This window comes from Aurantimonas endophytica (assembly GCF_014196845.1).
Classification (GTDB): Bacteria; Pseudomonadota; Alphaproteobacteria; order Rhizobiales; family Rhizobiaceae; genus Aurantimonas; species Aurantimonas endophytica.
In genome coordinates, this window is the sequence record NZ_JACIEM010000005.1 from 364,958 (window position 1) to 389,339 (window position 24,382).

The 24,382-nt window shown below is 63.8% G+C and carries 21 protein-coding genes; all 21 read left to right on the forward strand.

Going from position 1 to position 24,382, the window contains the following annotated elements; all coding sequences use genetic code 11:
- Positions 1–340 precede the first annotated feature (340 nt).
- The 21 genes from GGR03_RS19240 (at position 341) to GGR03_RS19340 (ending at position 24,294) form a co-directional block, all read left to right on the forward strand.
- Positions 341–1,819, forward strand: coding sequence for a protein adenylyltransferase SelO (locus GGR03_RS19240; protein ID WP_183210381.1), 1,479 nt, complete (start codon positions 341–343; stop codon positions 1,817–1,819).
- Positions 1,820–2,321: 502 nt separating this feature from the next.
- Positions 2,322–2,837: a hypothetical protein gene (locus GGR03_RS19245; protein WP_183210382.1), complete on the forward strand. Its 516-nt coding sequence runs from the start codon at positions 2,322–2,324 to the stop codon at positions 2,835–2,837.
- A 338-nt stretch (positions 2,838–3,175) separates the two neighbouring features.
- A complete protein-coding gene (nusG, locus tag GGR03_RS19250) occupies positions 3,176–3,673 on the forward strand; it encodes a transcription termination/antitermination protein NusG (protein ID WP_183210383.1) in 498 nt (165 codons plus the stop codon).
- 151 nt (positions 3,674–3,824) lie between these two features.
- Positions 3,825–5,114, forward strand: a complete 1,290-nt coding sequence (locus GGR03_RS19255) for a sugar transferase (protein WP_246368245.1) — start codon at positions 3,825–3,827, stop codon at positions 5,112–5,114.
- Between the two features lie 102 nt (positions 5,115–5,216).
- A complete protein-coding gene (gene rfbB / locus GGR03_RS19260) occupies positions 5,217–6,281 on the forward strand; it encodes a dTDP-glucose 4,6-dehydratase (RefSeq protein WP_183210384.1) in 1,065 nt (354 codons plus the stop codon).
- 73 nt (positions 6,282–6,354) lie between these two features.
- The gene (rfbA, locus tag GGR03_RS19265) at positions 6,355–7,245 is read left to right on the forward strand and encodes a glucose-1-phosphate thymidylyltransferase RfbA (RefSeq protein ID WP_183210385.1); all 891 of its coding nucleotides are present in this window, start codon (positions 6,355–6,357) and stop codon (positions 7,243–7,245) included.
- 151 nt (positions 7,246–7,396) lie between these two features.
- Positions 7,397–8,713 (forward strand): nucleotide sugar dehydrogenase, encoded by a 1,317-nt coding sequence (locus GGR03_RS19270; protein WP_343058915.1) that lies wholly within the window; start codon positions 7,397–7,399, stop codon positions 8,711–8,713.
- Positions 8,713–9,744, forward strand: a complete 1,032-nt coding sequence (locus GGR03_RS19275) for an NAD-dependent epimerase (RefSeq protein ID WP_183210387.1) — start codon at positions 8,713–8,715, stop codon at positions 9,742–9,744. Before GGR03_RS19270 ends, GGR03_RS19275 begins: the two co-directional genes overlap by 1 nt.
- Positions 9,741–10,682, forward strand: coding sequence for a WxcM-like domain-containing protein (locus tag GGR03_RS24675; RefSeq protein ID WP_183210388.1), 942 nt, complete (start codon positions 9,741–9,743; stop codon positions 10,680–10,682). Before GGR03_RS19275 ends, GGR03_RS24675 begins: the two co-directional genes overlap by 4 nt.
- Positions 10,679–11,770, forward strand: coding sequence for a DegT/DnrJ/EryC1/StrS family aminotransferase (locus GGR03_RS19285; RefSeq protein WP_183210389.1), 1,092 nt, complete (start codon positions 10,679–10,681; stop codon positions 11,768–11,770). Before GGR03_RS24675 ends, GGR03_RS19285 begins: the two co-directional genes overlap by 4 nt.
- Before the next feature lie 302 nt (positions 11,771–12,072).
- Positions 12,073–12,924 (forward strand): hypothetical protein, encoded by an 852-nt coding sequence (locus GGR03_RS19290; RefSeq protein WP_183210390.1) that lies wholly within the window; start codon positions 12,073–12,075, stop codon positions 12,922–12,924.
- Positions 12,921–13,613 (forward strand): class I SAM-dependent methyltransferase, encoded by a 693-nt coding sequence (locus GGR03_RS19295; RefSeq protein WP_183210391.1) that lies wholly within the window; start codon positions 12,921–12,923, stop codon positions 13,611–13,613. The genes GGR03_RS19290 and GGR03_RS19295 overlap by 4 nt, the downstream gene beginning before the upstream one ends.
- Before the next feature lie 39 nt (positions 13,614–13,652).
- Complete coding sequence (locus tag GGR03_RS19300) at positions 13,653–15,122, forward strand: O-antigen translocase (protein WP_210292218.1); 1,470 nt, start codon at positions 13,653–13,655, stop codon at positions 15,120–15,122.
- 32 nt (positions 15,123–15,154) lie between these two features.
- On the forward strand, positions 15,155–16,177 hold the full coding sequence (locus tag GGR03_RS19305) for a glycosyltransferase family 2 protein (RefSeq protein ID WP_183210393.1): 1,023 nt from the start codon (positions 15,155–15,157) through the stop codon (positions 16,175–16,177).
- A gap of 37 nt (positions 16,178–16,214) precedes the next feature.
- Positions 16,215–18,221 carry an acyltransferase family protein gene (locus tag GGR03_RS19310; RefSeq protein ID WP_183210394.1) on the forward strand — a complete coding sequence of 669 codons (2,007 nt, stop codon included), beginning with the start codon at positions 16,215–16,217 and terminating at the stop codon, positions 18,219–18,221.
- A gap of 102 nt (positions 18,222–18,323) precedes the next feature.
- Positions 18,324–19,046: an FkbM family methyltransferase gene (locus GGR03_RS19315; RefSeq protein WP_183210395.1), complete on the forward strand. Its 723-nt coding sequence runs from the start codon at positions 18,324–18,326 to the stop codon at positions 19,044–19,046.
- Positions 19,033–20,196, forward strand: a complete 1,164-nt coding sequence (locus GGR03_RS19320) for a glycosyltransferase (protein ID WP_183210396.1) — start codon at positions 19,033–19,035, stop codon at positions 20,194–20,196. The genes GGR03_RS19315 and GGR03_RS19320 overlap by 14 nt, the downstream gene beginning before the upstream one ends.
- A complete protein-coding gene (locus GGR03_RS19325) occupies positions 20,193–20,996 on the forward strand; it encodes an FkbM family methyltransferase (RefSeq protein ID WP_183210397.1) in 804 nt (267 codons plus the stop codon). Before GGR03_RS19320 ends, GGR03_RS19325 begins: the two co-directional genes overlap by 4 nt.
- On the forward strand, positions 20,993–22,087 hold the full coding sequence (locus tag GGR03_RS19330; protein ID WP_183210398.1) for a glycosyltransferase: 1,095 nt from the start codon (positions 20,993–20,995) through the stop codon (positions 22,085–22,087). Before GGR03_RS19325 ends, GGR03_RS19330 begins: the two co-directional genes overlap by 4 nt.
- Positions 22,080–23,228, forward strand: a complete 1,149-nt coding sequence (locus GGR03_RS19335; protein ID WP_183210399.1) for a glycosyltransferase family 4 protein — start codon at positions 22,080–22,082, stop codon at positions 23,226–23,228. The genes GGR03_RS19330 and GGR03_RS19335 overlap by 8 nt, the downstream gene beginning before the upstream one ends.
- A gap of 70 nt (positions 23,229–23,298) precedes the next feature.
- The gene (locus GGR03_RS19340) at positions 23,299–24,294 is read left to right on the forward strand and encodes an EpsG family protein (RefSeq protein WP_183210400.1); all 996 of its coding nucleotides are present in this window, start codon (positions 23,299–23,301) and stop codon (positions 24,292–24,294) included.
- The last annotated feature ends 88 nt before the right edge of the window (positions 24,295–24,382 follow it).

Below are 24,382 nucleotides of genomic sequence, written 5' to 3' on the forward strand. Positions count from 1 at the left end.
TCGATGATCGCCGAGAGGACTGAGAGTCTGTCCGCGCATGCTCAGGAGCGCCCGTGTTGTCGGGCAGCCGTAGATTAAAGGCCACTGCACGCCCCCGGTGCCAGGCCATCTCGGCAGGTGGCTAAGTAGTTGCTCCGCCGACGAGACGCTCGCTCGCAGGATTTTCTGCGATGCCCGGGTCCCTCCCGTCTGCAGCGGGTCTCTGCGGGCGCCGCGCCGCTGCGGGCGCCGCGCCGCGGCATGCGCCAGGGGAGCATGGGACGAACGGGAGGGGCGCCACTTGCGGGACGGCCTATCAGGAACGATCTCAGCCGGACCATTCCCAGAGGCACGTCACGCTTTGACCATTCAGCTTCCGTTCGACAACTCCTATGCGCGCCTGCCGGACCGCTTCCATGCACGCGTTACGCCGACCGCCGCAGGGACGCCGAGGCTCATCCGGGTGAATGTGGAGCTGGCCCGTCATCTCGGCCTCGATCCCCAGTGGCTCGCCAGCCCGGACGGCGTCGAGGTGCTTGCGGGCAGGCGGGTTCCGGACGAGGCGGACCCGGTCGCGATGGCCTATGCCGGACATCAGTTCGGCCAGTTCGTTCCGCAACTCGGCGATGGTCGTGCGATCCTGCTCGGCGAGATCATCGACAAGGACGGGACCCGACGCGACCTGCAGCTGAAGGGCTCGGGCCGGACACCATTTTCAAGGGGCGGCGACGGCCGGGCGGCGCTCGGGCCCGTCCTTCGCGAGTACATCGTCAGCGAGGCGATGGCCGCTCTCGGCATTTCGTCGACCCGTTCACTCGCGGCCGTCGCAACCGGGGAGCCAGTCGTCCGCGAAAGGATGCTTCCGGGCGCGTTGCTCGCACGCGTCGCATCCAGCCATGTGCGCATCGGCACCTTCCAGTATTTTGCTGCGCGCGGCGATGTCGATGGGCTGAGGATCCTCGCCGACTATGTCATCCATCGACACTATCCGGAGGTGGCACGGGCGAAGCAGCCTTATCTCGAACTCCTCGACCGCGTGGTCACCCGACAGGCGGAGCTCGTCGCGAAGTGGCTGCTGGTCGGTTTCATCCACGGCGTGATGAACACCGACAACGTCTCGATCGTGGGCGAGACGATCGACTACGGCCCCTGTGCCTTCATGGACGCCTATGATCCCGCCACCGTCTTCAGCTCGATCGACCGGCAGGGTCGCTACGCCTATGGGCGGCAGCCGGGGATCGCCGACTGGAACCTGACGCGGCTGGCAGAGACCCTGCTGCCGCTGATTGCGGAGCAGCAGGAGGAGGCGGTCGTTCAGGCGCAGGAGGTGCTCGCCGCGTTCGCTCCCCGTTTCGAGACGGCATTCCACGGCGGGCTGGCGCGCAAGCTCGGCCTTTCCAGCCTGCTGGCCGAGGACGAGGCGCTCGTCGGCGATCTCCTGCAGGCGATGGCCGAGAACCGCGCTGACTTCACCCTGACGTTCCGACGCCTCTGCGACGCCGTCAACGGACCGGAAGAGGACGCGGCGGTGCGGGCTCTGTTCGATGATCCTGACGCCTATGAACGCTGGGCCGTCCGGTGGCGGCAGCGATTGCAGGCTGAACGGCAGGACGTCGGCACCCGGCGCGACGTCATGAGAGCGGTCAATCCCGCTTTCATTCCGCGCAACCATCGGATCGAGGCGGTCATTGACGCGGCCGTCGAGCGGGATGACTTCAGCGCCTTCGACGAGCTCATGGCGGTGCTCGCGCACCCCTACGAGGATCAGCCGGAATTTGCCCGTTATGCGAACCCGCCTGAGCCCCACGAAGAGGTCAGCCAGACGTTCTGCGGGACCTGAGAGAGAGCCTCCGGCAGCTTCATGAAGCTGAAGCTGCCGGTTCTGCTGCATACCTCGATGACCCGCGCGACGGGTCTTGAGGGCGGGGCCCCTCTGCCGTTGCAGGTGTCGGAGTAACGGGTTGCGGCGCCTTGCGCCCGACCGATCGCAGCAGCCAGTCGAGCGAGCGACGCAGCCCGGATGCGCCATCCCGTTCGAACCAGGCGCCATGCGAGAAGACGACACGTTCGGGTTCCAGCGCCGCAAGAGGGCGCGCCGCCGCCTTCGCGTCGTGCCCCTTGGCTTTTACGACCACGGGTGTCGGTAACTACGCAACAGCCGCTCAGTTTCCGCGGGAGGATTTCACCTTAGCCTGTTGCGGGTAAAACACCAATTGTTCGTGAAATTGTGCTCACATACCCACTTACCAGTTCTGCCGGGTCGGGCTACCGATCGGTCCCAGCGGGAGGAATACTTGCCATTCCGCAGCCGTCACGTCCTGCTGCGATAACGGAAGTTCCGTATGAGCCGTTCAAGGATAGTCGCGCCCATAGCCATAAGCCTTCTGGTATTGGCCACCTCCGCAGGTTTTGCGCAGGAGCGGCAGCTGGCGAATTGCCGCTGCTCCTACGTGCAGCTCTCGGCTGCAAACATGACGGAGACGCTGGGTACCGTAACGGCCGTAACGACTGACGTGTTGATCAGCCGGCCGGCGGGTCTCGTTCCGGCGCGAGTGGGTGCGCCGTTGGCGGCCGGGACGCGCGTGATGACCGGGCCGGATGCGTTGGCATCGCTCCTGATCGGCCGAAACTGCCGTGTGGACATGGAGCCCAGCTCCCTCGTCATTGTTGCTGTGGTCGAGCGCAGGCTCTGTGTCACGAGTGCCGGCCCTGGTATCGAATCGGCGAGTCCTGCGGGGCTCACGCCCACATTCCCGGACGTAATGGGCGGTCTCGTTGCCGTGGCTGGCGCGGCCACGGTCATCACCGGCGCAGTGGACGACGATGACGACACCGACAGCATTTCCCGCGGAGAATAATCCAAGACCCTGCGCCTTGCGCGCGACGAACTTTGATCGGTCATGTCAGCGTCGCTCAACCGCCCTGAGGAAGCACAGCTGCGGGTTCCCGTCTCACGAGAACTCACAAATCGTCGCTTGGCTGTTATTCTTTCCTTAACTTTCGGTCATTGAAGGCAGCCGGGAAATCATCTGGACCGGTCGACCTGTCTTACTCCTGACGCGAACACCGGATATCTTCAGTGAACTCTTGTCGCGGTCGATCCGCTTTGCCGGACCGCACGAGGGGGAGGTCGGTCGGCGCTCTGCGGAGGAGCGCCAACGCGGGCCTGTCATGCATGATTTCGGCGGGGTGTGGCATGAAGGGCGAAAGACGCTGGTTCGCAGTCGGCACGCAACCGGGCAGGGAAACTGTCGCCGCGATCCATCTGCAGCGACAGGGGTTCACCTGCTTCCTCCCGATGCATGTCAGGACCGTCCGCCACGCAGGTCGCCTGAGCACTCAGCGTGGTTCGTTCTTCCCCGGTTATCTCTTTGTGGCGCTTGATCTGCGGACCGATCGTTGGCGCGCCGTCAACGGCACTGTGGGGGTCCGGCACATCGTTTCCGCAGCCGATCGACCCGTTCCCATTGCGCGCGGGTTTGTCGAAAAATTGCAATCGACGGTAGATGCTTCGGGCGTGATCAGGCTGGACATCCGCCGCCAAAAGGGTGATAAGCTAACCTTGCAATACGGACCCTTTGCCGGAATGGTTGGCGAATGGGATCGAATGGAGGGGGCCCAGCGGGTCCGCGTCCTTCTCAACTTCCTGAACGGGCCTGTCCCCGTCGTGGTCGAGGCAGGCTCTCTGCTTTGAGTGAGCGTTAAAAAAGTAGCGCGTTCGTCGCCGCCAAGTTCAGCACTCACTGGTTCACCAGGGAGTGCGGTAGCTATTTATCCCCAGCCTCCGGGATCTCCGCGCTGACCACACGTTTCGAAATTCTCCATCATCGTTTGCGATCTCGCCCTTGGCATCATTAGCGCGTATTGCCGCGCTTCCGCAGGGCGCGATGCAGATCGTCGGCCGCGGGTGGTTCCACCTATTAGGCGGCCTGATGCTCGCCGTCGTGGCGCCGGCCCTCATCCGCTACGATGGAAATCCGGGCTTCCCGCAGCCTGGGAGTGCATGGAACACGATCGTCGGCATCACTCTTGCGGTCTCCGTCGGCTTCCATGTGCTGACGAAGGTCGCCCGGTTTCCCGAGGTCAGAGCGACGTCGTACGTTTTCCCCTGCTTTGTCGGAACCTACGGCGTAGTGCTGTTGATCTTCTTCTTCTTTCGGATCGATTACGCCCGTTCGCTGTTCCTGGGCAGTTTCATCCTCTGCGTAATCTGGTTCTTTCACGCCATCTTGTTGACGCGGTTGCGGACACGTGCCGCCTTCGCCGTCATCCCGATCGGCTCGGTCGGGCGCCTGCGCGGCGTCCGTACCGCCGATTTCAGCATGCTGGCTTCGCCGGTATTCCCGGAGCGTCTGCCCGACGCATTGATTGCAGACTTCCGGGCGGACCTGCCTGGCGAATGGGAGCACTTCATCGCCGACTGGGTGCTAGGGGGGCGGCCCGCCTATCACGTGAAGGACGCGATGGAGATGCTGACGGGGCGCGTCGATATCGAGCACCTGTCAGAGAACAGCTTCGGATCCCTCGATCCCGCGCTCGGCTATCGCAACATCAAGCGGGTTCTGGACGTGCTGATCGCGATCCTGCTCTTGCCGGCCTTCTTCCTCCTGACACTCGTCGTCGGCGCGGCGATCATGCTGGATTCTTCCGGCCCCGTATTTTTCCGGCAGGAGCGGGTCGGCTATCGCGGTCGGCTCTTCAAGGTGCTCAAATTCCGGACGATGACTCACGTTCCGGACCTGGAGGCAGGCAGTCGAGAAGCTGCGATGACGCGCACCGCGGATCCACGGGTCACGCGGGTCGGCCGCGTTTTGCGCCGGTCGCGCATCGACGAGATTCCGCAACTCTTCAACGTTCTCAAGGGGGAGATGAGCTGGATCGGGCCCCGTCCCGAGGCCAAGCCGCTCTCCACCTGGTACGGGGAAGAATTGCCGTTTTATAGTTACCGCCATATCGTACGGCCCGGGATCACCGGCTGGGCGCAGGTCAACCAGGGGCACGTCGTAGACATGCAGGACGTTCTCGGCAAACTTCACTACGATTTCTACTACATCAAGTACTTCTCTCCGTGGCTTGACGTGTTCATCGCGATCCGCACGCTATGGATCATGGCCGGCGGGCAGGGATCGCGATGATGCGGGCGCCCTTCGGCGGGAGTATCCCGGCATCGTCGACGCGGCGGCGAGCGTGATATCGATCGGTCCCGCGGCACTGTTCTCGCCGCGAATCGCGGTTCGATGACGACCTTTCTCGTGACTGGCGGTGCCGGATTCATCGGGTCGGCCGTCTGTCGGCATCTCGTTACCGGGACGGGCCATCGGGTCATCAATGTCGATGCGCTGACATATGCCGCCAACCTGTCGTCCCTCGAAGCGGTTTCGGCCAGTCCCCGTTACCGCTTCGTCGAGGCGGACATTAGCGCCTCTGAAACGATCGCAGCCCTTCTGCAAGAGGAAGAGGTCGACGTCGTCATGCATCTGGCGGCCGAGAGCCACGTCGACCGATCGATCGACGGGCCGGCCAGCTTCATCCAGACCAATATCGTCGGAACCTATCAACTGCTGGAAGCGGTCCGCGGCTACTGGAAAATCTTGACGGGGGACAGGCGGAAGCGATTTCGCTTCCACCACGTTTCGACCGACGAGGTCTACGGGCCGTTGTCGCTTGACGGCGAGCCGTTTCACGAAGCCACGGCCTATGCGCCTTCGTCGCCCTACGCCGCCTCGAAAGCCGCGTCTGATCATCTCGTGATGGCATGGCACCGCACCTACGGATTGCCGGTCGTCGTCTCGAACTGCTCGAACAATTACGGCCCCTACCATTTTCCCGAGAAGCTCATCCCTCTGGTGATCCTCAACGCCCTGGAGGGAAAGCCGCTTCCCCTCTATGGGCGCGGCGAGAACATCCGCGACTGGCTCTATGTCGAGGATCATGCGCGGGCGCTGGTGCTGGTTGCGAACGAGGGCGAGGTCGGACGCTGCTACAATATCGGCGGGCGAAACGAGCGAACCAATCTCGAGGTCGTCCAGACGATCTGCGACACTCTCGATCGGCTGACGCCGTTGCCGGACGGCGGCTCGCGCCGGGCTCTTATCCGCTTCGTCGCCGATCGTCCCGGACACGATTTACGCTATGCCATCGACGCGGCGCGGATCGAAACCGAACTCGGCTGGCGGGCGCTGGAAACGTTCGAGTCCGGTCTCGAAAAGACCATCAGGTGGTTCGTCGAAAACCCGTCCTGGTGGAGACCGATCCGCGAGAAACGCTACGACGGCGGCCGGCTGGGGATCGCGGCGGAGTGACTGGCGCTGACATCATCACGGGGGCAATGTCGGGGATGCCCAGCCGGCAGCGTCATCGCGCAGCGAGCGCACCTTGAAGGGAATCATCCTCGCCGGTGGCAGCGGCACACGGCTGCATCCGATGACGCTGACCGGATCGAAGCAGCTGATGCCGGTCTACGACAAGCCGATGATCTATTATCCGCTCTCGACGCTCATGCTGGCGGGGATCCGCGAGGTCCTGATCATCTCGACGCCCGAGGACCTGCCGCGGTTTCGGGCGTTGCTGGGGTCGGGCGATCGGTGGGGAATGCGGTTCAGCTACGCCGAGCAAGCCAAGCCAGAGGGGCTCGCACAAGCCTATATCATTGGCGAAGAGTTCATTGCAGGCGAGAACTCGGCGCTCATCCTCGGGGACAACCTGTTTTACGGCCACGGCTTGAGGGAGCTTCTGGCCCGCGCCGCGAGCCGCGCCGACAAGGCGACGATCTTTACCTACCGCGTCTCCGATCCGGAACGTTACGGCGTCGTCTCCTTCGACCAGGACGGGGCGGTCGTCTCGATCGAGGAGAAGCCGCAGCGGGCAAAATCCAATTGGGTGGTGACCGGGCTATATTTCTATGACGGGAGCGCGCCGGCGATTGCCCGGCGTCTGCAACCTTCGGCGCGCGGAGAACTCGAGATCACCGATCTCAACCGCGTCTATCTAGAAGAGGGCAGGCTCGCAGTGGAGGCGATGGGGCGAGGCTTTGCCTGGCTGGATACGGGGACGCCGGAAACGCTGCTCCAGGCAGGCGAGTTCGTGCGGACGCTGGAACACCGGCAGGGCTTCAAGATCGCCTGTCCCGAGGAAGTTGCCTTCGTCAAAGGCTTCATCGACAAAGCGGAGCTTCACGCACTCGGCCGGGAACTGGGCAAGAGCCCCTACGGCCAGTATCTCCAGCGCGTTGCCGACGAAGCCGATGGCTCCCCGCGTGCCGGATGATAAATCTGCTCCCGCTGCGTGGAGAGGCCACAGGCATGACTTGCGGTCCGGCTTGCGCCACAAGCGGCGCATCGTGTTCGACCGCCAGAACCAGGGAAGCTAAATGAATGAGGCGTTGACCGCTTCGAATGCTCCGGCTGCAGGGACGCGGATCTTTGCGTCCGCAGAGCCCGCGCCGACGGAGCGAGGGACCGCTGTCGATCTTTGTTCCATCGCGGTCATCGGGCTCGGCTATGTCGGCCTGCCGCTGGCGGTGGAATTCAGCCGGACGCGAAAGGTCGTCGGCTTCGACATACGCGCCGAGCGGATCGCGGCGTTGCAGCAGGGGCAGGATGTGACGAGGGAGGTCGACGCGGACGGTCTTGCCGCGGCGACGTTCGCGACCTTCACCAGCGAGACCGCCGATATTGCGGAATGCGGCATCTTCATCGTCACTGTGCCGACGCCGATCGACCAGGCCAACCGCCCCGATCTGTCGCCGCTGATCAGTGCGACGGAGATCGTCGGCAAGGCCATCTCGGAGGGCGCCTACGTCATCTTCGAGTCCACCGTCTATCCCGGCTGCACGCGCGATGTCTGCGTGCCGATCCTCGAACGGCTGTCCGGCCTGAAGCTCAACGAGGGCTTCTTCGTCGGCTATAGTCCGGAACGGGCGAACCCCGGCGACAAGGAACACCGGGTGACGACGATCACCAAGGTGACCAGCGGGTCGACACCGGAAGCGGCCGACTTCGTCGACCTTCTGTATGGATCGATCGTCACCGCCGGGACCCACAAGGCGAGTTCGATCGAGGTGGCCGAAGCGGCAAAAGTGATCGAGAACACCCAGCGCGATCTCAACATCGCGCTGATGAACGAGCTGTCGATCATCTTCGAGCGGCTCGGCATCGACACGCTGGAGGTGCTGGCGGCAGCGGGGACCAAGTGGAATTTCCTGCCGTTCCGGCCCGGCCTCGTGGGCGGCCACTGCATCGGCGTAGACCCCTACTACCTGACCCACCGGGCACAGGAGGTCGGCTATCATCCGGAAGTCATCCTGGCCGGGCGCCGGATCAACGACCGGATGGGCGCCTATGTGGCGAACCAGGTGGCCCGGCTGATGATGCGCCGCGGCTGTCCCGTCGTCGGCAGTCGTATCCTCGTCATGGGCATCGCCTTCAAGGAAAACTGCCCGGACATCCGCAACTCGAAGGTGATCGACATCATTCGCGAACTTCAGGGCTTCAACGCCGAAATCGACGTCTGGGACCCCTGGGTCGCGCCGGGGGACTGTCGTCGCGAGCTTGGGCTCGAGTGTCTTGCCGAGGCGCCGGAGCCGGCGACCTATGACGGGATCGTCCTTGCCGTCGGGCACCGGGAGTTCGCCGCGATGGGCGCCGACGCCATCCGGGCGCTGGGCCGGGAGGGAGCGGTCTTCTACGACGTGAAGGGTGTCTTCGCGAAAACCGAGACGGACGGACGGCTCTGATGCGCATCCTCGTCACCGGCAATGCCGGCTTCATCGGCTATCACGTCGCCCGGCGGCTGCTCGAGCGCGGCGACAGCGTCATCGGCTTCGACGTGGTCAACGACTATTACGACCCGGCGCTCAAGGAAGCCCGGCTGAAGCGTCTCGACGAGACGGCGTCGACATCGTCGGGAGACTACCAGTTCGTCCGGGCCAATCTCGCCGATCGCGACGCCGTCGATTCCTGCTTCGCGGCACACACGCCGGACCGGGTGATCCACCTCGCGGCGCAGGCGGGCGTGCGCTACTCGATCGAGAACCCGCATGCCTATGTGGAAAGCAATATCGTCGCCTACACCAACATCCTGGAAGCCTGCCGGCATGCCGGGGTCGGGCACCTGACCTATGCCAGCACGTCGAGCGTCTATGGCGCCAACACCGACATGCCGTTTTCGGAGCATCGGCCGGCGGACCACCCGCTGCAGTTCTACGCGGCGACGAAGCGCGCCAACGAGTTGATGGCGCATGCCTACAGCCACCTGTACCGCCTGCCGACGACGGGGCTCCGCTTCTTCACCGTCTATGGCCCGTGGGGCCGGCCCGACATGGCGCTGTTCCTGTTCGCCCGGAAGATCCTGGCCGGCGAGCCGATCACCTTGTTCAACCATGGCAATCACACACGCGACTTCACCTTCGTCGACGACATCGTCGAAGGGGTCATCCGCGCCAGCGATCAGCCGGCCGAGCCAAATGCCGACTGGGACTCCGCCAATCCGGACCCGGCGACGAGCAATGCGCCGTGGCGCCTGTTCAACATCGGCAACAACAACCCGGTGAAGCTGACCGACTATGTCGCGGCGCTGGAGGAGGCGTTGGGCCGCAAGGCGATCGTCGAACTCCTGCCGCTGCAGCCGGGGGACGTGCCGGATACGTTCGCCGACACATCCGCGCTCGAAACGGCCGTCGGCTATCGGCCGGCAACCTCCACCCAGACGGGAGTGCGGGCCTTCGTCGACTGGTACCTGGCGCATTACGAGAACGTGCCGGCATGACCAGCCAGACGGCCGCTTTTCTCCATCCGCTCGCCGATGTTCAGTCGGACCGGATCGGCGCCGGCACGCGTGTCTGGCAATTCTGCGTGGTGCTGCCGGGCGCAGCGATCGGAAGCGATTGCAACATCTGCTCGCACTGCTTCATCGAGAACGAGGTGGTGGTCGGCGACCGGGTGACGGTGAAATCGGGCGTGCAGCTGTGGGATGGCATCACGCTCGATGACGACGCCTTCATCGGGCCCAACGTCACCTTCTCCAACGACAAGTTCCCGCGCAGCAAGCAGTTCGACCGGCCCGTCCTGACCACGCACATTGGCCGGGGCGCATCGGTCGGGGCCGGGGCGACAATCCTTCCCGGCGTGAGCGTCGGTAGCGGCGCCATGGTCGGAGCCGGCGCGGTCGTCACGCGGTCGGTGCCCGCCCACGCGATCGTCCTCGGCAATCCGGCCCGCATCGTCGGCTATGTCGATGCGGGCAGCTCGGCTGCGCGAGAGCCGGCAATTGCGGCGCCGGTCGCGTCCGAGACGGCAGTTCTTGGCGTGCGCCTCGTCACCCTGCCGCGCATCGCCGACATTCGGGGCAGCCTGAGCGTCGGCGAATTCGAGCGGGCAGTCCCGTTCGCCGCGAAGAGATACTTCCTCGTCTTCGACGTGCCCAGCATCGAGACCCGCGGCGAGCATGCGCATCGCGCGTGCGAGCAGTTCCTCGTCTGCGTGCGGGGGTCAGTCTCGGTTGTTGCGGATGACGGCACGAACCGGCAGGAATTCCTGCTGGATCGGCTGGAGATCGGGCTTTATTTGCCGCCGATGATCTGGGGCATCCAGTACCGCTACTCGCCCGACGCCGTCCTGCTGGTCTTCGCATCGCATTTCTACGACAGCGCCGATTATATCCGCGACTATGACGAGTTCCTGAGCCTGGCCCAATCGGCCGCATGATCCCCTTCCTCGATCTGCTCGCCCCCCACGTCGAACTCCGCGCAGAACTCGACGCGGCGATCGCGCGTGTCCTCGACAGCGGCTGGTACATTCTCGGCCCGGAAGTCGAATCATTCGAGGCGGAATGGGCCGGCTATTGCGAGGCGCAGCATGCGGTCGGCCTGGCGAACGGGCTCGACGCGCTGATCCTGGCGCTGCGGGCGCTGGGTGTCGGTCCGGGCGACGAGGTGATCGTTCCGTCCAACACCTATATCGCGACATGGCTTGCGGTATCCGCCGTCGGGGCGAGGCCGGTGCCGGTCGAGCCCGATCCCGCGACGTACAATCTCGACCCCGCGCGCATCGCGGCGGCGATCACGCCGCGCACGAAGGTCCTGCTGCCGGTCCACCTCTACGGTCAACCTGCCGACCTCGACCCCATCCTGGCGCTGGCGCGGCATCATGGAATTGCCGTCGTCGAGGACGCGGCCCAGGCGCATGGCGCGCGTTACAAGGGCCGCCGCGTCGGTGCGCATGGCGACATCGTCTGCTGGAGCTTCTATCCCGGCAAGAATCTCGGCGCGTTGGGCGACGGGGGGGCGATCACGACGAACCGCGCCGATCTTGCCGATCGAATCCGGGTGCTGCGCAATTACGGCAGCCGCGAGAAATACGTCAACGCCGTCCAGGGCGTGAACTCCCGTCTCGATCCGCTCCAGGCGGCGGTGCTGCGCGTCAAGCTGGGCCATCTCGATGAATGGACGGACCGCCGCCGGACCATCGCTGCCGTCTACGCCGAGGGTCTGGCGGAGAGCGGCCTGCGCTTGCCGCATGTCCCCGAATGGGCCGATCCGGCCTGGCACCTCTATGTCGTGCGCAGCCCGGAGCGCGATGCGCTGCAGAAGCGCCTCGCCGCAGCCGGTGTCGGGACCCTCATCCACTACCCGATCCCGCCTCACCGGCAGGCGGCGTATACGGAACTGGGCGTCGCCGCCGACGCGCTACCGCTCGCGCGCGACCTCGCCAACGAGGTGCTGAGCCTGCCGATCGGGCCGCATCTGACACGGCAACATGCCGAGCGGGTCATCAGCGAGACTTACTCCCGGTGATTGGTCTGTCCGCGATAAGCAAGAGGTGCGCACAGAAGAAAACCCTGTTGTCATTCCAATCGCTGCTGCGGGCCGGCCTATGGAGAATAGATGGGCGTACGGCCTATCACGCCGATAGCGAGGAGTCAGAGATACATCGGATCCTAAGTCCAAGTGCAGAAAATTCGAGTTCTTATTTCGGCTCCGCCCGATCTTATCTAAAGGCGATCCTTCTCTCCGTAAGCGGGCTTCGTGAATTTCACGTCGATCACAAAAAGGGCGATAGCGACGGCTCGATCGTGTACGCCAGTCGGGACGGGAAGATGAAAGTTTTCGACTTCGCGCGTGGTGTCATCCTGACGACAACCAGCCGCGAAGAATGGGCAGACTTTCAGAAGGCCCATGCGCTGAAGCTGTTCCACCATGTGCCGACGGCCAGTTCCGATCTCTGGGAGAGCAAAGAAGGGCTGTTCCGGCGTGACGACATGCTTCCCGCCAGGCCGATCGTCCTCTTGCCCACACGGACCCAGGAATTGGCCTATCGTGAATTCATTCGATGCTATGGGGGTTATATCGCCGCGCACAGGAAGCCGCCCCGGCCGGATATAATTCTGGAGAGTTACGGCGAATTCTTCGGCGTTCTGAGCGATGATCTGCGGTCGCACCTTCGGCAATGGGAACAGAAAATCGAGGATTTTTCTTCTCGCTGCGCAATGGTTGAAGGTCATCTCGACGTCAACGTCGCCAATCTCCTCTATGACGGAAAAATCTACGTCGTTGATATCGCCGATGCGGGATTGGCCGTCCCGTGCTTGTACGACATCAACAACCTGGCACTGAACGAGATCTATGAAGGGCGGGACCTGTCCCTGCTTCGTGCGCTGGTCAGCAAGTCTTACGCAGATATGCTGACAAGCACGGTGTCCGGTGCCATCGCGGACTTCAGGAGCGAGGATATCCGCACATCGATATTGATAAACGTCGTCATGAGAGAATCTTCCTATGTCTCGAAGGTTCTCTTTAAACGGCCGATCCGAACCCGTGTCGCCAACGTCCGCTACGGCCAATTCCTGCGCGCGATGACCGAGGTCGATGGGAGCCCTGCATTTGGTCCGCACCATGATCTGGAAACGTCACCGTGCATCCATGCGCCGAACACAGGACATGACCGGTGATCAAGCGAGCGATCAAGAAGGCGTTCCGGGCAATGCTGCCCCAGCGACATGACGCTGATGGGCGTCCGTACTATACGAGAGAGGGCGGCGCCAATGCCGGTCTCCAGTCGTACTACGTCGAGAATAAAGCCGCCATTCATCGAGGCCACGTTCCGGACCGCTATCGGCGGATTGCCGGGTTGGTCCCCGGGCAGCGGATCATCGAGTTCGGGTCTGCGGACGGCACCCAGTCGCTGGTCCTTGCGCTCGCCAAGGATGCGGTCTGCGGCGTCGAGCTCATGGACCTTCAGTTCGAGGAGGCCGAGAGGCTCAAGTCGGCTTGGCTCGCGCTGGGACGTCGGGTCGAGAACTGCGCCTTCCTGCAGGCAAGCATCCTCGAGTCCACGCTTCTGCTGAACGGCTACGACACAGTCCTGATGAGCCGGGTACTTTATCACCTGCGCTCCGACATCGATGGGCTGATGGGCGATATCGCCGCATCTGACGTGAAGCATGTCGTCCTCGTCGGCTGCCCGAGCCGCACCGAACGTTGGCGGAAGCTTGGCGAGACAGGGGACTCGATGGGCAAGTTCGCCTATTACGCAACCCCCGAGGGGATGTCCGCCATTCTGGAGAAACACGGGTTCAAGATCACGACGTCCCTGGCCGGGCAAGACGGCAACGATCCGGTTGTCGTGGGGGCGAGATAACGCCTGGTGGCTTCGTCATCGCGCAGCATGATCAGATCGATGGCCATCATCGGCAGCGCTCAGACGGTCAAGATCCTGATCTTGATCGTCCGGTTGAAGGTCGTCGCGCTCCTGCTTGGGCCGGCGGGGATCGGGCTGCTCAGTCTTTACACCAGCCTGCAAAGCACCGTGGGAACAGCCGCCGGGCTCGGCATGGGCTCGAGCGGCGTCCGGCAGATCGCCAGCGTCAAGGGCGAAGAACAGGCGCTCAGCCGGGTCCGCCGGGTTCTGCTGGCGGCGCATCTGGTCCAGGGCCTTCTCGCGATGGTGATCGTCTGGGTGCTGCGCGAGCCGCTCGCCGAATGGCTGCTGGGGAGCCGTCAGCACGCCACGGCGGTCGGGCTGGTCGGCGTCGCGACATTGCTGGGCCTGCTGTCCACGGCCCAGACCGCGCTGCTGCAGGGTATGCGCCGGATTGGCGATCTGGGCCGCGTGACGGTGCTCGGCACGCTGGTCGGGACACTGGCCGGTCTCGCCTGCGTCTGGCTCTACGGCGCCGCGGGGCTGATCGGGTTCGTTCTCGTGCAGCCGCTGGCGACGATCGCGATCGCCTTGCGCTACACGAGCAGGCTGCCGAAGCCGACGGCGCGCCGTCCCGGCATGGCCGAGACGTGGGAAATCTGGAAGCCGATGGCAAAACTCGGCTCGGCCTTCATGCTGGGCGGCCTCGCGACGACCGGCACACTCCTGCTGGTACGGAGCCTGATCACGCAGGAACTGGGGCTGGATGCCGCCGGCCAGTTCGCCGCCGCCTGGGGCATCACCATGACCTATGTCGGCTTCCTGCTGGGGGCGATGGGCGCCGATTACTATCCGCGCCTGACCGAAGTGATCCACGATCGGGCGGCGGCGACGCGGCTGATGAACGACCAGGCGCAGCTGGGACTGGCGATCGGCGGGCCGGTGCTGCTGCTGCTCATCGGCCTCGCGCCCTTCGTGATCACGCTGCTCTATTCCGCCGAGTTCGGGGCAGCGGCGACGCTGCTGCAGTGGCAGACCGTCGGTAACGTCTTCAAGCTGGCCAGCTGGGCGCTCGGCTTCGCGTTCATCGCCGCCGCGCAGGGGACGCTCTTCCTGCTCCTGCAGGTCAATTTCAACGTGCTGTTCCTGGCGATCCTCTGGCTCGGGCTGGGGCCCTTCGGGCTGATCGCGGCAGGCCCGGCCTTCATGGTCGCCTATATGCTGCACTTCGTGGTGCTGGCCGTCCTCGCCCACCGCCTGCACGGCTTTCGCTGGGAGCGCCTCTCGCTGGCGCTGCTCGCCCTGCATGCCGGGCTGGCGCTGCTGCTCCTGACGCTGACCCAGACCGCGCCGCTCGCGGCCGCCTTGGCGTCTCCGGTGCTGGCATTGGCGACCGGTGCACTTGGCCTGCGGATCGTGCTGATCAAGACGGGTCCCGAGGGCAGCCTCGCCGCCGGGCTTACCCGCATCTACGCCACCGTCGGGTGGCCTGTCGAAGGCAGGACTTGACCCGGAAAGCAGATCTGTCGGACCGCGTTCGCATGACGGACGCCGACTTCCCGTCCGGTGCGCTGGCGCAGACCTTGGCCATGCCCGCGGACGCCGGTTCGTCGCCTGTCGACGCGGCGCTTCCGCTGGTGACGATCGCGATCCCTTCCTACAACCACGAACGCTACATCGGCGAATGCATCGCTTCGATCATCGCGCAGGACTACGCGAATATCGAGCTCATCATCATCGACGATGGCTCGAGCGACGGGTCGCGGGCGGCGATCGAGGCGTTGGTGCCGCAATGCCATGCTCGCTTCGCACGCTTCGAGTTCCGGACGAGAGAAAACCGCGGCCTGGCAGCGACGCTGAACGAGGCGGTCGACTGGGCCCGCGGCCGGTATTTCTCGCTGATCGCCTCCGACGATTTGATGCTTGCGTCCAAGACGTCCGTCCTGGTCGGCCGGATCGAGCAGGCGGATGCCGACGTGGCGGGGGTCTTTGCCGGCGGCAACCTGATCGACGAGGAAGGCCGGCGCGTCGGGCTGCTGGCGCCGCCCGAGCGCAGCTATCGGTTCGAGGACATCATCCTGCGCCACCACTTCCTGGTGGCGCCCTCGCAACTGCTGGTGCTGGAGAAGCTGCGGCAGGTCGGTCCCGTGCCCTCTGACCTCTATATCGAGGACTGGTATCTCTGGCTCGCTCTGACCCGAAACGGCGACAGGCTCCAGGCGATCGGCGACCCGCTGATCGGCTATCGCCAGCATGCGGCCAACATGTCCAAGAAGGTCGGGAAGATGCTGGCCAGCAGGGCGCAGATACTCGGCTACCACGCCGACAGTCCCTTCTACGATGTCGCCATGGCGAAGTGTTACCTCGCGGCGGCCATGGACCATTCAGCCACGTCGAAGCGGCTCTCCCTCCAGTCGCTCTCGGCTGCTTTTGGCCATAGCAGGCGAATCCTGTGGTCCCGCTCCTTGCCGCGGCTGATCGGCAAATTGCTGGTTCCCAATGCGGGATTGCGGATCCTGAAGCAGCGTCGGGACAGGGCGAGGCGCGGTGCAAGGCGTGCATGATATCGCCCGCTCACGCGTCCGGACCCAAGGTGCCCTCATGAAGCATCGCGACGCGATCGACGGGCTGCGGGCCGTGGCCGTGGTGCCGGTGGTGCTGGCGCATGCCGGCTTTACGTGGTTCCAGGGCGGCTTCGTCGGCGTCGATGTGTTCTTCGTCATCAGCGGCTACCTGATCACCCGCATCATCGTGGCCGACCTGGAACGGGGACGCTTTTCGCTCCGCTCCTTCTACGAGCGCCGGGCGCGGCGCATCCTGCCGGCGCTGTTCTTCGTGATGCTCTGCTGCGTTCCGTTCGCCTGGGCATGGATGCTGCCCTGGCAGTTCAAGGATTTCTCGCAGAGCCTCGTCGCCGTCAGCCTGTTCTTCTCCAATGTCCTGTTCTGGATGAAGAGCGGCTATTTCGGCCCGGCGGCGCAGGAGATGCCGCTGCTGCATACGTGGAGCCTCGCGGTCGAGGAGCAGTTCTATCTGCTGTTCCCGCTGTTTCTGCTTCTGGCGTTCCGCCGGGGGCGGAAGGTGACGGTGGCGCTGATCGCCGTCGTGGCGCTGGGAAGCTTCCTGCTCAGCGAAGTCGGTTCCCGGGCCTTCGCGAGCGCCAATTTCTACCTGACGCCGACAAGGGTCTGGGAGCTCATGGCGGGGTCGCTCTGCGCCTTTATACCCGCTGGCAAGATCGAAGAGATCGCCCGGCGCTACGGCAATCCGCTCTCCGGCGCGGGGCTCGCGATGATCCTCGCCGCGGTGCTCGTTTTCGACGAGACCACGCGCTTTCCCTCGGCTTTCGCACTGCTGCCGGTCGGCGGCGCGGCGCTGGTCATCCTGTTTGCCACCGGTGACACGCTGGCCGCCCGGCTGCTCTCGACCCGGCCCTTCGTCGCGGTCGGACTGGTCAGCTACAGCGCCTATCTCTGGCACCAGCCGCTGTTTGCCTTCGCCCGGATCCGCAGCGATGCCGCGCCGGGTATAGGCAGCATGGCGGTCCTGGCGCTGGCCACGTTCGTCCTCGCCTATCTGACCTGGCGGTTTGTCGAACAGCCGTTCCGGGCGGGCAGGGGGCGGCCGGCATGGCTGAGCCCAAGGCAGGTGTTCTCGGCCTCGGTGACGGGGGCGGCGGCGCTGGTCGGTATCGGTCTGTTCGGCCATCTCAGCGACGGCCGGCAGGAGCTCTGGCTGCAGACCGTCTCGCCCGAGCGCGGCCAGACCTACCTCCTGGTGCAGCATGCCCGCAACGAGGGCTTCTCGATCGTTCCGGACGATGGAAAATGCCGCTTCAACGTCACCCGGCTCGACCAGAGCGCCCGTGACCGTATCCTCGACTGCCATCGGACTCATCCGAACGGCACCCTCATCCTGGGCGACAGCCATGCCGGCAATCTGTTCGGGGCCATCGCGCCGGAAGCGCCGGAAAGCTTCGTGGTGGGCTTGACGGCCGGCTTCTGCCGGGCCCATTCACCGTCGCCGGCATGCGATTACGAGGCGATCCGGGACTTCGCCTCGGAGCATCCGACGGTGTTCACCGACATCATCTACAATCAGGCGGGGTTCTATCTGTTGATGACGCTCGAGGGCGCGCCCGGGAGGCGGACGATGTTCTCGGATCTCGGCCCGCTCGACCCCGTGCCGCCCTACCCGCCGAACGACGCCTATATCGCGCGCGTTGCCGACTATCTGGCCGGTTTCCCGCCCCAGGCGGACGTGCTCTGGCTGGGGCCGGCACTCGAGCCGCATATCGGCGACCGCCAGATCCTGCGCACAGGCTGCGACCAGGCTTTCCAGCTCCGGCCCAATCTCGAAGCGGTGTTCGCGACGCTGGACAGGCGGATCGCGGCGCATTTCGCCGACCGTCCGGCGGATGCCGGGGTCCGCTATGTGTCCCAGATGGCGCTGACGCAGTTCGACGTGGCCGAGGACTTCATGGATTGCGAGCGCCTTTACTGGTCGGACGGCGACCACTGGAGCGCCGACGGCCAGAAGCGGTTCGGGCCGGAGATCACGGCGCGGCTTTTCGGGCAGGGATCGACCGCGGCGAGCTACCGGCCCTGACGTGCTGGAAAACCCCATGATTACCGCGTCTTGCGCGGTCTCTGGGTCGATTGCCAGGGCGGTTCGCCGGCCAGTCGATCCCTTCCCACCAGGTGCAATATCATGATGAAAAATCGGATCCGGACGCTGTTCAAGAAGACGGGATTCGATGTCGTCCGGCTGCGGAACTCCAACTTCACCCTGTCGACCCATCTGATGAACGTCTTCGAGGCCAACGCGATCGACTGCGTCATCGATGTCGGCGCCAATGCGGGGCAATACGGTGCCTTCCTGCGCGATATCGGTTTTGCGGGCCACATCGTCTCCTTCGAGCCGGTGGCCTCCGTCTTCGACCGGCTGGAAAGCCGGGCGGAGGCGGATGGCAAATGGATCTCTTTCCAGTCAGCGCTCGGCGAGACGAGCGAGCAGCGGACGATCAATGTCTACGACAGCACCATGTTCTCCTCGTTCCTCGATGCGAACGCCTATTCCAAGGAAATCTGGAATTCCCTTAAGGGCGTGCGGCCGGAGACCGTCACGGTGGCGACGCTGGACGAACTCATGCCGGAACTGATCGCGCGGACGGGGGCGACGAACTTCTTCCTGAAGATGGATACGCAGGGGTTCGACCGGCATGTTTTCCGCGGGGCGCAGGCCAGCCTGCCGCACATCCGCGCGCTCCAGTCGGAACTCTCGCTCATCGCCGTCTACGAAGACATGCCGCCGCCCTACGAGACGCTCAACGATTTCCACAGGGAGAACTACTTCATCAGCGGCATGTACCCGATCAACCGGGACAAATCGCTCGCGGTCATCGAATACGATTGCGTTCTTGTCCGGCGATAGCGTGCCGCCCGGCGCAAGAGACGTGACGACGGCCTCGATCGATGGCGGAAGCGCCCGGATCATGCTGGTTACCGCCAGGCCGGGGACTTCACCGCCCGGCGGGCGCGAGATGCTGGGGCGGCTCAATCGCGGCATCCTGCAGGAGCTGTTCGGCGAGCGGCTCGTCGTGATGGAACTGGAAAAACCAGAACAAGGCGGCCAGTCGCTGACTTTGGCGCTGCGCGGCCATATCGACGGGCTGACGCCGGCGGTGATCGCGGCCGTACTCCGCGACATCGAGCGCGAAAGGGTCGGCCTGGTCTTCCTCGACGGCTCCAATCTCGGCGCGCTCGCCGCGGCGATCAAGGCCGAAGCGCCCGGCGTGTCGGTCTGCACGTTCTTCCACAATGTCGAGGCGCGGTTCTTCTGGGGCTCGCTGAAGCAGCGGCGATCGCCGCGCGCGCTCGCCGTGCTGGTGGCGAACTATCTGGCCGAGCGAAAGGCTGTCCGCCACAGCGACACGCTCATCGCGCTTACCGCCCGCGACAGCCGCAAGCTGAAGCGTCTCTACGGGCGGGCAGCGACGCATATCTCGGCCATGGCGATCGACGAGCCGGTGGCCACTCGAGGCATCGCAGCCGGGGAGGGGCCGCCCTATGCGCTGTTCGTCGGCGGCACCTTCTACGCCAATCGCGCCGGCATCGCCTGGTTCGCCGAACACGTGGCGCCGCGAACCGGGATGAAGACCTGCGTCGTCGGCCATGGTTTCGAAGCCTATCGGCAGGGGCTGGAGAGCCCGGGCAAGGTCGAGGTTATCGGCGGGGTCGACGATCTGCGGCAGTGGTATCGGGGCGCGCAGGTGGTCATCGCGCCGATATTCGACGGCTCGGGCATGAAGACCAAGGTCGCCGAAGCGCTGATGTACGGCAAGAAAATCGTCGGCACGCCGGAAGCCTTTGCCGGCTACGAGGCCGTTGCGGCGCAGGCCGGCTGGCAATGCAGGACGGCGGACGAGTTCGTCGCCGCGCTGGCCGAGGCGGAGGCGCTGGATCTTCCCGGCTTCGACCCGGCGCTGCGGGCGCTCTTCGACGCCCAATTCTCGCGCGACGCGGCACGCACGCGCATGGCGGCCATTCTCGGCCTGCCGGTAATGGAAAGAGCTGTCCCATGATGAAGGCCATCAAGGTCATGGCCCGGGACAGCATGCCCCGGCGCTTCCAGGTGCCGGCGAAATACTGGTTCGGCGTCATCAACCGCTCGGTCGAGGCCGAGATGGGCCTGCTCGAAAAGCTCGTTCGTCCGGGCGACCATGTGATCGATGTCGGGGCCAATCGCGGCATCTACACCTACCGCCTCTGGCGGCTCGGCGCCCGGGTAGAGGTGTTCGAGCCGAACCCGGCCTGCCTCGGCGTGTTGACCAGCTGGGCTGCCGGCAAGCCCGGCATTGCCGTCCATCCCGTGGCGCTGTCCAGCCAGGCCGGATCGGCGAGCCTGCGTGTTCCGGTCGACGAGGCAGGCATCGCGCACGATGCGTCGGGCTCGATCGAGCATGGCGGTTTCGCCAATGCGCGCGAGCAGGACGTCTCGATGCGCACGCTCGACAGCTTCGGCTTCACCGACATCGGCTTCATCAAGATCGACGTCGAGGGACACGAGCACAGCGTCATCGAGGGCGCGGTGGCGACATTTGCTGCCTCGCGGCCCGCGTTGCTCGTCGAGATCGAGCAGCGGCACAATTCGCGTACGATCGCCGACGTGTTCGGCCAGATCGCCAGCCTAGGCTACGACGGCTACTTTCTCGCCGCCGGGAAGCTGACCGCGCTGAAGGATTTCGAAGCGTGCCGCGACCAGGCGGCGGAGCGCTTCGGCGTCGCCAACCAGACCTATGTCAACAATTTCCTGTTCCTGCATCGCGAGCGGGTCGCCACGGGTCGCTACGAGGCGCTGTTGCGGGACGTGGTCAGCACATGAAGATCTGTGTTGTGATGCCGCGCTACGCCATTGCCGGCGTGCCGCTGGCGCAGATGCGCTTCGCCCGGGCACTGGCGGACCGGGGACACGCCGTGGATCTATTGGTGGGCCGCATCGATCCCGATCATCCGATGCCGGACCTGCCCGGCGTCAATGTGATCAGGCTCCGGACGCCGAACGTGCGGGCCATGCTGACGCCGCTGTGGCGATACTTCCGGAACGCCCGGCCGGAAGTGGTCTTTTCGGCCGAGGATCATCTGACATGCGCGGTGCTCGTCGCGGCGATCGCGTCGGGGTCGAAGGCGAAGATCAGCGGCTCCTCGCGCGTGACCCCGTTCGACACCTATTCCAGCGTGACATTCAGCAAGCGCTGGCTGCTGAAGCAATTGATGCGCGCGGTGATGGGGCGGGCCGAAGCCCTGACCTGCGTATCGGAGGACATGGTCGGCCAGTACCGAGAGGTGTTCGACCGGCCCCGCCATGTCTGCGTCTACAACATCGTCGACGACCGGCATTCCCGGCGGCGCATGCAGGAAGCGGTCGATGACGAATGGCTGATCGACCGGACGCGTCCTCTCGTCGTCGCCGCTGGCCGACTGGCCCACTGGAAGGGGTTCGACGATCTGATCCGCGCCATGAAGCATGTCGCGCCGGACCGGCAAGTCAGGCTTCTCATCCTGGGCGACGGTGAATTGCGGGGCGAGCTCGGAGCGCTGGCGCGGGAGTTGCGTCTCGGGGGTTCGGTCCGCTTCGCGGGCCATGTCGACAACCCGCTGAAATATTTCGCCCATGCCGACGTCTTTGCCCTCTCCTCGCATGTCGAGGGTTTGCCGAACGTTCTAGTGGAAGCGATGATGTGCGGATGCACGCCGGTCTCGACCGATTGCCCAACCGGGCCTCGGGAGGTGCTGCAGGATGGCAAATACGGCTACCTCGTCCCGGTCCGTGATCCGGTCGCCCTGGCGCGCGGTATCGAGGCGGCGCTCGACCGGCCGACACCGGGCGCGCTTCTGGAAGAGGCGATCCGTCCCTTCGAGGAAGAGACCGTGATCCGGCGCCATTTCGACGTTCTGGGTCTGGGCGATGCGTGAAAGGGTGGCGCGAAATAATGCAGACTTGGTTCCGCGCGCGGCCCGAGACTCTCGCGCAGCAAGCATCGCGAAGCTTGAGTTGAAGGCAAAACCCAAGATCCGCGTCATTCACTGGGTGCCCTATGACGCTGTGGGGGGGGTTGAAACTGCCGCTCGTTCGATTGGGATCGGCGATTTCGACACGCTGCAATTTCACCGCGGATATATCGCGAATAAGTCCAGAAAAGTGAGTGGGAAATTTGAGCATCACGGACTTTTTTCTTCAGAGAACAATCCTATTAATTATATTCAAGCAATAATAAAGACATTTAATCTACGGCCCGATATTATAATATCTTCGCTGTGGCGAAGTTCTATCATCGCTCTTTTGGCAAAAGTTATTCGGCCAGAAACGAGGGTGGTAGCTTTTATACATAGTTCGTCAGCCACCCACATTATAGATCGTGTGCTAACGAATATTTTGATGAGATACTCTGTCGAGATATGGGTTGACTCAAAATCAACGCTGGATAACAGGGTACAGAAGAGGCAAGCTTATCGTTCCCGCATTATTTCATTTGTACTGAATGATGTTAAGCACCCTCCTCGCCTTTCGCTTACTCCTTCCTTCATTTTTTGGGGACGTTTACATCCGCACAAAGGCCTGAACCGGGCGCTTAGGCTATTCGCGAGCGTTCACAGAAGATATCCTACAGCTTCATTCACGATTATTGGGCCGGACGCTGGAGCAGAACGGAATCTTAGGCGCCTAAGTCGGGTCTTGGGAGTAGAGGAACGGGTACAGTTCAAAGGGACCATGAGTTACGATCAGATTGCCGCTGAAGCTGCCTCGCATTCCTTCTATCTTCAAACCAGCGAAAGAGAGGGGATGGCGATGTCGGTGGTGCAGGCGATGCAGTTCGGCCTCGTTCCAGTTGTAACGCCGGTCGGCGAGATCGCGAATTACTGCAGCGAAGAAAGTAGTATCATTATCAATAATGATGAGAAAGCGTGCGAAGAAGTTTTGAAAGCGTTGCGTGAGCCGAGGACCTATTATCTCCGCAGTACGGCGGCACAAAACTATTGGAATAATAAACCATTATACAGAGAAGATGTAATTTCGGGATGCTACGAGATCATGGATAAAGGTAACTATAAATGAAATATACGTGATACCCTACTGGATTCTGTTCCTATTTCCGGCGTTCGCAGCTTCGATAGAGCGATCGCAGATGTCCGGTCGAACCCAGGAGGGCGCCGGTGCGCGCTCAATCTTCGCGGTGCTGATCTTCCTAATGGTTGGGTTGCGGTTCGAAGTCGGTGGCGACTGGGGCGGTTATCTCGGCCATCTCAGAAATGCAGTGGGTCTGGAGTTCTCGCAGATCCTGTCCGCCGGCGATCCCGGTTACGTGTTCTTGAACTGGCTGGTTGCGAGAAGCGGTGGCGACGTTTGGGTCGTTAACCTTTTATGCGCAGGACTATTCTCGTGGGGTCTCCTGTCTTTCGCCAAGGCGCAGCCGCGACCTTGGCTCGCGCTTGCCGTGGCGATACCGTACCTGGTTGTGGTCGTGGCGATGGGCTATACTCGCCAGAGTGTAGCGATTGGCCTCGTCATGCTCGGTCTTGTCGCGTTGGGCGCAAGTCGATCGAAGCTGAAATTTGTCTTCTGGATCGCGCTGGCCGCGACCTTTCACAAGAGTGCCGTGCTTCTCATCCCAATTGCTGCAGTAGCCGAGGGACGCAGCCGGCTATGGACGGTGTTCTGGGTTGGCGGCGCGACGGTCATCGCCTATTTCACCCTGCTGGAAAGCAGCGTCGACAGGCTGATTTCGGGCTACATCGATAGCGGCCTGGACTCGTCCGGTGCGGCCATCCGCGTCGCGATGAACGCAGTTCCAGCGCTGCTGCTTCTGTATTACCGCAGGCGGATACCGCTTCGGCAGGGCGAACGCGGCTTGTGGACGGTGTTGGCGTTGGTTGCGCTGGCGCTCGTCCCGGCGCTTCTCGTGTCGCCCTCGTCGACGGCCGTTGACCGCCTGGGCCTCTATCTCATCCCCTTGCAGATGCTGGTGCTGTCGCGGCTGCCTGACACGTTCGCGCAGTCCGAGCAGGCCGCCCGCCGCCTCTCGATGCTGGTGGTGCTCTATTCGGCTGGTGTGCTGTTCGTCTGGCTGAACTACGCGTCGCACGCGAATTACTGGCTGCCGTACCGCGTGTATCCGCTCTGAACGCAAAGCACGCGGGCCAGACGCGTCCGTCGGCATGGCGTGGAACCTCGATCTCGCCGGACGATACCCGGCAGCAACCCGCCAGCCT